This window comes from Actinomyces urogenitalis DSM 15434, assembly GCF_000159035.1.
GTDB classification, from domain to species: domain Bacteria; phylum Actinomycetota; class Actinomycetes; order Actinomycetales; family Actinomycetaceae; genus Actinomyces; species Actinomyces urogenitalis.
The window spans coordinates 154077-160626 of the sequence record NZ_DS999574.1 but is presented as its reverse complement, the minus strand read 5'-3'; the positions used below and the strand labels follow the sequence as shown (position 1 = coordinate 160626).

At 67.9% G+C, this 6550-nt stretch carries 8 protein-coding genes; all 8 read right to left on the bottom strand.

Going from position 1 to position 6550, the window contains the following annotated elements; translation table 11 throughout:
- Nucleotides 1–1221 (bottom strand): phage portal protein (locus tag HMPREF0058_RS00640; protein ID WP_006547709.1); only part of this gene is annotated, 1221 nt, incomplete at its 3' end.
- Nucleotides 1222–2778: a terminase large subunit domain-containing protein gene (locus HMPREF0058_RS00635; RefSeq protein WP_211205873.1), complete on the bottom strand. Its 1557-nt coding sequence runs from the start codon at nucleotides 2776–2778 to the stop codon at nucleotides 1222–1224. It abuts the gene before it with no gap.
- 77 nt (nucleotides 2779–2855) lie between these two features.
- Nucleotides 2856–3293, bottom strand: coding sequence for a phage terminase small subunit (locus tag HMPREF0058_RS00630; protein WP_006547707.1), 438 nt, complete (start codon nucleotides 3291–3293; stop codon nucleotides 2856–2858).
- 177 nt (nucleotides 3294–3470) lie between these two features.
- Nucleotides 3471–3656: an HNH endonuclease signature motif containing protein gene (locus tag HMPREF0058_RS13450; protein ID WP_204372428.1), complete on the bottom strand. Its 186-nt coding sequence runs from the start codon at nucleotides 3654–3656 to the stop codon at nucleotides 3471–3473.
- A 218-nt stretch (nucleotides 3657–3874) separates the two neighbouring features.
- Entirely contained in the window at nucleotides 3875–4594 is a 720-nt protein-coding gene (locus HMPREF0058_RS00620; protein WP_006547705.1) for a hypothetical protein, read from the bottom strand.
- Nucleotides 4591–4749, bottom strand: a complete 159-nt coding sequence (locus HMPREF0058_RS12510; protein WP_006547704.1) for a hypothetical protein — start codon at nucleotides 4747–4749, stop codon at nucleotides 4591–4593. Before HMPREF0058_RS12510 ends, HMPREF0058_RS00620 begins: the two co-directional genes overlap by 4 nt.
- On the bottom strand, nucleotides 4746–6119 hold the full coding sequence (locus HMPREF0058_RS00615) for a DEAD/DEAH box helicase (RefSeq protein ID WP_006547703.1): 1374 nt from the start codon (nucleotides 6117–6119) through the stop codon (nucleotides 4746–4748). Before HMPREF0058_RS00615 ends, HMPREF0058_RS12510 begins: the two co-directional genes overlap by 4 nt.
- The gene (locus HMPREF0058_RS00610) at nucleotides 6100–6381 is read right to left on the bottom strand and encodes a PDDEXK family nuclease (RefSeq protein WP_006547702.1); all 282 of its coding nucleotides are present in this window, start codon (nucleotides 6379–6381) and stop codon (nucleotides 6100–6102) included. The genes HMPREF0058_RS00615 and HMPREF0058_RS00610 overlap by 20 nt, the downstream gene beginning before the upstream one ends.
- Nucleotides 6382–6550: the final 169 nt, after the last annotated feature.

Here is a 6550-nt window from a genome sequence, read left to right as displayed (position 1 = left end):
CGCGTCCTCCCGGGCCTGCTGCTCGGGAGTCAGCCGCAGCGCGTCCCGGGCGGTGGCGGAGGTGATCACGCCCTGAGCCTGGGCCTGCAGCATGGCCGCCGTGTATGCGGACTGGGACGGTGTGGCCGGGTCGCGCCACTGCACCTCAAGGGTGGACAGGTCGGCGGCCTGCCCCTGCTTCATGAGCCCGAGCATGAGTCTGGCGACCTCCTCCAGGGCGTCGCCGAACATCTCCTGCTTAACCTCGGCGCGCGTGATCAGCCGTTCCTTGGCGACCCTCAGCGCCTCGGCGCTGGCCGGGTTGTCGGTGGAGATGCCGAGCATGGTCGGCGGGATACCGGTGATCGCGCTGATCTGCTGGGCATAGAGCTTGTAGGAGTTGATGATCGGGCTCAGGTCGGCGCCGGCGAGCTGCCCGGCTGTCGAGCCTTCTGGGCCGGTCATGAGGGCGTTGTAGTAGGCCTTGAGACGCTTGACCGGGTCGTTGCCGACCGCCTCCGTCAGACCCTTGCCGAAGACGTAGCGCAGCGGCATGGACAGCAGCTCCTGCGCGACCTGGAGGTTGGTCAGGGAGCGGCTGGCGGCGTCCGAGATCATCATGAGCTCGGTGATCTCAGAGCGTCCCTCGGTGTCGCCCAGGCGTGCACGGTTGACCATGGGGACGACGGTGGGGCGGTCTAGGCCGGTGTCCCTCTCGTCGATGACGACCCACTGCGAGCCGCGCTCGACCCGCCACTGAGTGAGCCCCGGGAGGTAGTGGGCGGCGTACCTGCTGCCACCTGACCTCCAGGTTCGCACTGCCTCGGTCAGGGCCCCCATGTGGTCGTAGGCTGCAGCCATCCCCTTGCCGGAGTGGGCTGTCACGCGTGGGACGGAGTCGGTGCCGTCGCCGACGATCCAGTAGGCGAGCCCCTGCACCAGGGCCTCGGTGAACGCCAGACGGCAGGTGGTGTCCAGGTCGTTGGACTGCCACCACCTCCGCAGGGTCGCTGCCACTCCGTCGGAGTCGCTGGCCAGCAGGAAGCCCTGCGGGGTCAGTGACTCCACGAGCACGTCAATCGCCATCTTGGGGAAGGGGGCAACCATCTCCAGTACACGGGTAGCCGGGGGAAGGTTGACGCCCAGGGCAGCCAGACGCACCTCACCCTCGTAGTAGGCCTCCCGCCTGTCATACCCCAGCGGTGTTTGGCGGGCCTGCTGGAGCAGGGAATCGAAGGACATCTAGAACAGCCCCCACTCACTTCCGTTGGTACTGCGGTCCTCCCACTCTGGGGAGGCCTTGACTGCGCGATAGACCATGCGCGCGCCGATCACGCACACTGCGGCGTCGATCTTCTTGGACGACTTGGGTGACTCCTTCTTGATGGAGAAGCGTCCCCTGGTCTCGTTGACACGCGCATTGGCTACGTGCTCGGAGGTCGCCCAGTTCCCGTCGTGCGTGAACGAGCGGGCCTGGATCTCCGCCAGGCACATCTCGGCGGCCTCAGCGAACTGGTAGACATGGGAGCGCATGTCCCACGCGATCGGTGCCGGCTCCTTGCCTCGGGGGACAGCCCACACCAGCAGGTCGTCGCCGAACTCACGCGGCCAGGAGTCCTTGACGTAAGACTCCCACTCGCGCACGTCAGCCCAGAAGGCCACCACCGTGAACCGGTCGAAGGCCGCGTGCACGGCCGAGTCGACGGCGCCGGCGTTGACGACGCCGGTCGCCCTCTCCGGCTTCCATACCCCCAGGGTGAAGACGTGCCCGTCGTCCATGCAGCAGCCCACGAGGGCCGTGTGGTCGTTGGACTTGGACCCGTCGAAGAACAGCACGACCTCCTCACCGTCAACCAGGTCGCGGTCGGGGTTGGACAGGCGACTCCACTCCTGCACGCTCGTCCAGGCGTTCTCGGCAGCGTTGGGCTGGTTCAGGAAGAACCTCCTAGCGCGTGAGGTCGGGTAGTTGGTCGCCCAGATCGTTTGCTTGATCGGCTCGATGTCCACCCACGGGCAGTCCTCGTAGACGAAGCGCAGTCCCTCGCTCAGGCTGATCTCGCCCTCGTCCGGGTCATCGGTCAGCGCCGTGATGGCAGGGGCCACGCGGGCGTCGTACAAGATCGTCTGGGTCGCACGGGTCAGCCCCTCCTGCTGTGCGCACCAGGCCTCGAACGTCGACTCGGCCACGGACCCAGCCCCCGGCACCCAGGCGTTAGAGGTCTCCATGACCCTCGCGCCGGTCTTGACAGCGTTCTGGGTCAGTGTCTCCATTAGGCCCGGTCCGCCCATCCCAGGGGTCCAGTGCTCAGTCTCGTCGCCGACCACGAAGGACACTTCAGCGCCCTCAGCAGTGCCCTCGGAGGAGGTGATCTGCTCAAGCTTGCCGCCTCCGGGCGCGTCCACGAAGGTCTTACCGACCTGCAGGCCGTACTTCTTGGCCAGGGGTGAGCGCTTGGACGCCATGGCGCGCACCATGCGCATGGTGTTAGCCGTCTGCCTCTCGCTGGTCGCGGCGATCTGCACCAGCGGCATCGACACCGGCCTACCCACGCACCCGCCCGGAGCGTCCGGGTCGAAGTGGTCCAAGCGAACCGGGCCGAGCAGCTCCGTGAGCGAGAGCACGCCCGCGAACGGGCTCTTGCCCGAGCCCTTCGCAAGACGACGGACGGCCCTGTTGTGCAGCCACCGGCCCTCCGGGTCGAGGGCGTAGAACCACAGCGTGAAGCGGACCTGTCCCTCCGTCATGCGGAAGGGCTGCCCGGCCAGAGGGCCGTTGGGCTGGAGGAGGTTGTCAGTCACCCAGGCGATCGCGCCCCAGCCCAGAGTCAGCTTCGGGATTCCCTGAGGCAGGGTGACGGTCCGCTCACGCGGCGGCGCTAGCCGGCCTGCAGCCGCCTGCGCCACTCGTTCATCTCCACCACGCCCGCGGACTCGCTCGGCTCCCCGGTCTCAGGGCGGGAGAGCTCGATACCGACCCGGCGCCGGTCGCCCTCGGTCACCAGCAGGTCGGACAGGCCGGACATGATCGCGGCCAGCATCTGGCCGGACCGCTTCGCGCCGCTCTTGTAGCGCGAGAGGTCCTCCATCAGCGAGTAGGCCAGGGCCCAGTCGGACGGCTCGTAGAAGCGGGCCTGCCCGGACTTCTTCAGTGCTCCCCACAGGCGCTGGGCAATCGGGTGCCATTCTGGGTCTGCCTTTGGGACAGACACCTTGTCGGCGCCAGGGGCTCGGGTGACGGACTTGTTTAGCTCGTCCTTGCTGCGGTGTCCGCGCAGGTCCTCCTTGCGCTGTGGTACTGGTCCGCGAGTGCCCATGACACCTCCTCAGTGCTGCGGAAATCGATGCATATTATGCAGTTGGCGGGCTCAAATCGACTTGAAAACCCGGGGATAATCTGTGCGCCTAAACGCGGAGCGGTAGGGAGCGGCCCGGGGAGGGGTTAGCCCCCGGGTTTATGCATTGGTGTATGCAGCGCGGTGCATATCGAGGGTTCAGGTGAGTCGGCCCGGATGGGGTTCAGGTGGTCGGTGGTGCCGGCGTGGGCGGCGTGGCGCGGTGCCACCGTCGCGTCCGGTGCGGACCATGTGGCAGTGCTCGCACAGGGTGCGCAGGTTGGTCATGGCGTGGTTCTGGCCGCGTTCGATGTGGTCGACGTGGCTGCCGGGCTGGCCGCACATGACGCAGGCGTGGTGGTCGCGTGCGAGGACAGCGGCGCGGATGCGCCTCCAGTCTCGGGGCAGTTGTGCGGCGCGCCTGGATCGCGGTCGGGATGACCAGGCCATGATCAAGCCCCTCTCCGATCGAGCCTGTACGGCGGAACCCCCGTGCACCGTGGTGGTGGCGGGGGTTCCTGTTTTCGGGCGCGCGCAACGCCCGATTCGGGGACAGTGTACATCTATTCGGAGCGCAGCGGGCGCATTCGCAGGTTGACCTGTGCCAGGTCGTACAGGCGGCCCCGCCGGTCGACGTGTCCGCGCTCCGCCCACTTCTTGAGCGTGTCGGGCTTGAGCCCCGGCCAGATGGTCTCCAGCGCGGCCCGACGCACCCAGTAGCGGCCTTCCTCGGTGATCTCCCTTGCTCGGTCGCGGCATGCCCTAGCCCAGTCGTCAGCGTCGGCGTACCAGTGCTCCGATGGCCCGTCGCAGATCATCCAGTCGGTGAGTCCGATGTCCTCGGCTTGCCGCCAGAGTGTGGCGCCGCACCAGCAGTGGCCGGCGGGTGCGTCTGCGTGGCCGAGGCGGCGGGCGAGGCGGGCGTGGTGCTGGTTGAGTTCGTCGACGAATGAGGGCCATTCGGGCCATTCGCGCTCGGCCCATTCCGCGTTGGCGGCCATGTATGTCTCCGGTGAGACGAAGTCGAAGACGTCGCGGGGCTCGTGCCGGTGCTGGCGCAGCGCGTGCGCCCAGAACCACAGCCAGCGGGTGACCCCCGCCGATGTCGTTGCATCGGCGGGCTCGTCGGGGTCGTCGATGACGATGCCGAAGGGCAGTCGGCCGGCGTCTGTCGACCGGCTGCCCGGGAGCGGCGAGTGCGGGCCCGGGCAGGAGCGTTCGAGTGCGGCGAGCTCGGGTAGCCAGGCGTTGAGGTTCTTGAGCATCTGAACGGCGTCGGTCATGCGGTCTCCTTAGGGTTGGGCTGGAATCCGAGGGGGCGGGGTGTGGAGTCGTGGTCGGCGTGCTCAATGAAGCTGTCCAGGTCCGGCCGCAACGGCTCCTCGTCGTCATCTCCTCCGCGCGTGATCTCGAAGCCGAGGGTGAGGGTGATCTTCATGCTGCGCTCCTCAGGGTCGGGGATGTCGTGAGCTGAGCCCTCACCGCGTCGACGAGGGCGGACTGAGTGACGTCCTTGCGCTCCAGCGCGCGCAGGACGTCGACGTCGATCGTTCCGGCGGCGATCAGGTGGTGGATGCTCACCGGATGGGTCTGCCCCTGCCGGGCCAGGCGCGCATTCGTCTGCTGGTAGAGCTCCAGGCTCCACGGGGCTGTGAGCCACACGAGGTGGTGCCCGCCCGCCTGCAGGTTGAGCCCGTGGCCAGCCGAGGCCGGATGGATGAGGCCGACAGGGATGCAGCCGGCGTTCCACTGGCGCATCGACTCCGCGCTGCGCAGCTCCACAGCGCCGGGGACGGCCTGCAGCAGACGCTCCAGGTCCGAGGCGTACCAGTAGGCGACCATGACCGGGCTGCCGGAGGCGGCTTCGATCAGGTCGGCCAGTGCGTCGATCTTGGCCCGGTGCACCTCGACCACGGCCCCGCCGTCGTCGTAGACGCACCCCGACGCCATCTGCAGCAGCTTGTTCGACAGGCCAGCGGCGTTGCCCGCGTCCACGAGCGCGCCGTCCAGCCCTAAGACCATCTGCTCGCGCAGCGCCTCGTAGTGCGCCCGCGCGGCGGCGGGCAGGTCCACGACGACGTCGGTCATCGTCACCGGCGGCAGGTCCAGGTGATCGACCGAGCGCATAGAGACGGTGATGTCACTGATGAGGTGGTGGATCTGCTCATCAGAGCCGGGGCGCAGCCGCCAGGAGAACACCTGTGCCCCGCTGCGCTTGTCGGGGACGAAGAACCGGTCGCGGTAGTGCGTGATGTACTTGCCCAGCCTCTCGCCGTCGTCGAGGAGACGGAACTGTGCCCACAGGTCGAGCAGGCCGTTGGCCGCGGGCGTGCCGGTCAGGGCCACCATGCGCGTGATGCGGGGCAGGACGGACTTGAGCGCCTTGAAGCGCTGGGACTGGTGGTTCTTGAACGAGGAGGACTCATCGAGCACCACCATGTCGAAGGGCCAGGCGTCGGCGTAGTGGCGCACGAGCCAGGCGACGTTCTCCCGGCCGATGGTGGTCACCGGCGCCCCGGACTCCAGAGCGCGGATGCGCTGGCTGGGAGACCCGACGGCGCAGGCGACCTCCAGACCGTTCAGGTCGTCCCACTTGGCCGCCTCGTCGCTCCAGGTGTCGCGGGCGACTCGCAGAGGCGCGATCACGAGCACGCGCGAGACGTCGAAGGAGTCGAGCACCAGGGAGTGAATCGCGGTGAGGGTGATCGCCGTCTTGCCCAGCCCCATGTCGAGGAAGAGGGCGCAGCGCGGGTGGGCCAGGATGAAGTCGATGGCGTAGCGCTGGTAGTCATGCGGAACAAATCGCATCGCACACCTCCCCCACCTTGGCCGGGTCGTCCAGGACCAGGCAGGGCGTACCAAGGGCACGCACCTGGTCGATGCGCACCCGCTGCACGGCCCGGGGGCGCTCGCCCGGGGCCTTGACCTCCACCAGCCCGACGTGCCCAGCGGGCAGGAGCACGAGGCGGTCGGGCACCCCGACTGTGCCGGGGCTGACCAGCTTCCAGCACAGCCCTCCGCGGGCTCTGACCTCGCGCACGAGCGCGGCCTCGACAGCCCTCTCACGCATGGTCCACACCTCCCGTCAGGAAGGGGGTGGCAACCAGCGCGGCGAAAAAACACCCAAACTTCTGAAAGCCCCTCGCGTACGCGTATACGCGTGTGTGTACGTGCACCTGAACCCCTCTAACTACCTATTCCGTCCATCTAGAGTTTTTTAGTTGTCTGGTTGCCACCCC

Bases quoted from the DNA above. Each gene is read 5' to 3' on its own strand.
- HMPREF0058_RS00610 (WP_006547702.1), bottom strand. From the start codon at position 6,381: ATGCGTGAGAGGGCTGTCGAGGCCGCGCTCGTGCGCGAGGTCAGAGCC.
- HMPREF0058_RS00615 (WP_006547703.1), bottom strand. From the start codon at position 6,119: ATGCGATTTGTTCCGCATGACTACCAGCGCTACGCCATCGACTTCATC.
- HMPREF0058_RS00630 (WP_006547707.1), bottom strand. From the start codon at position 3,293: ATGGGCACTCGCGGACCAGTACCACAGCGCAAGGAGGACCTGCGCGGA.
- HMPREF0058_RS00620 (WP_006547705.1), bottom strand. From the start codon at position 4,594: ATGACCGACGCCGTTCAGATGCTCAAGAACCTCAACGCCTGGCTACCC.
- HMPREF0058_RS12510 (WP_006547704.1), bottom strand. From the start codon at position 4,749: ATGAAGATCACCCTCACCCTCGGCTTCGAGATCACGCGCGGAGGAGAT.
- HMPREF0058_RS13450 (WP_204372428.1), bottom strand. From the start codon at position 3,656: ATGTGCGGCCAGCCCGGCAGCCACGTCGACCACATCGAACGCGGCCAG.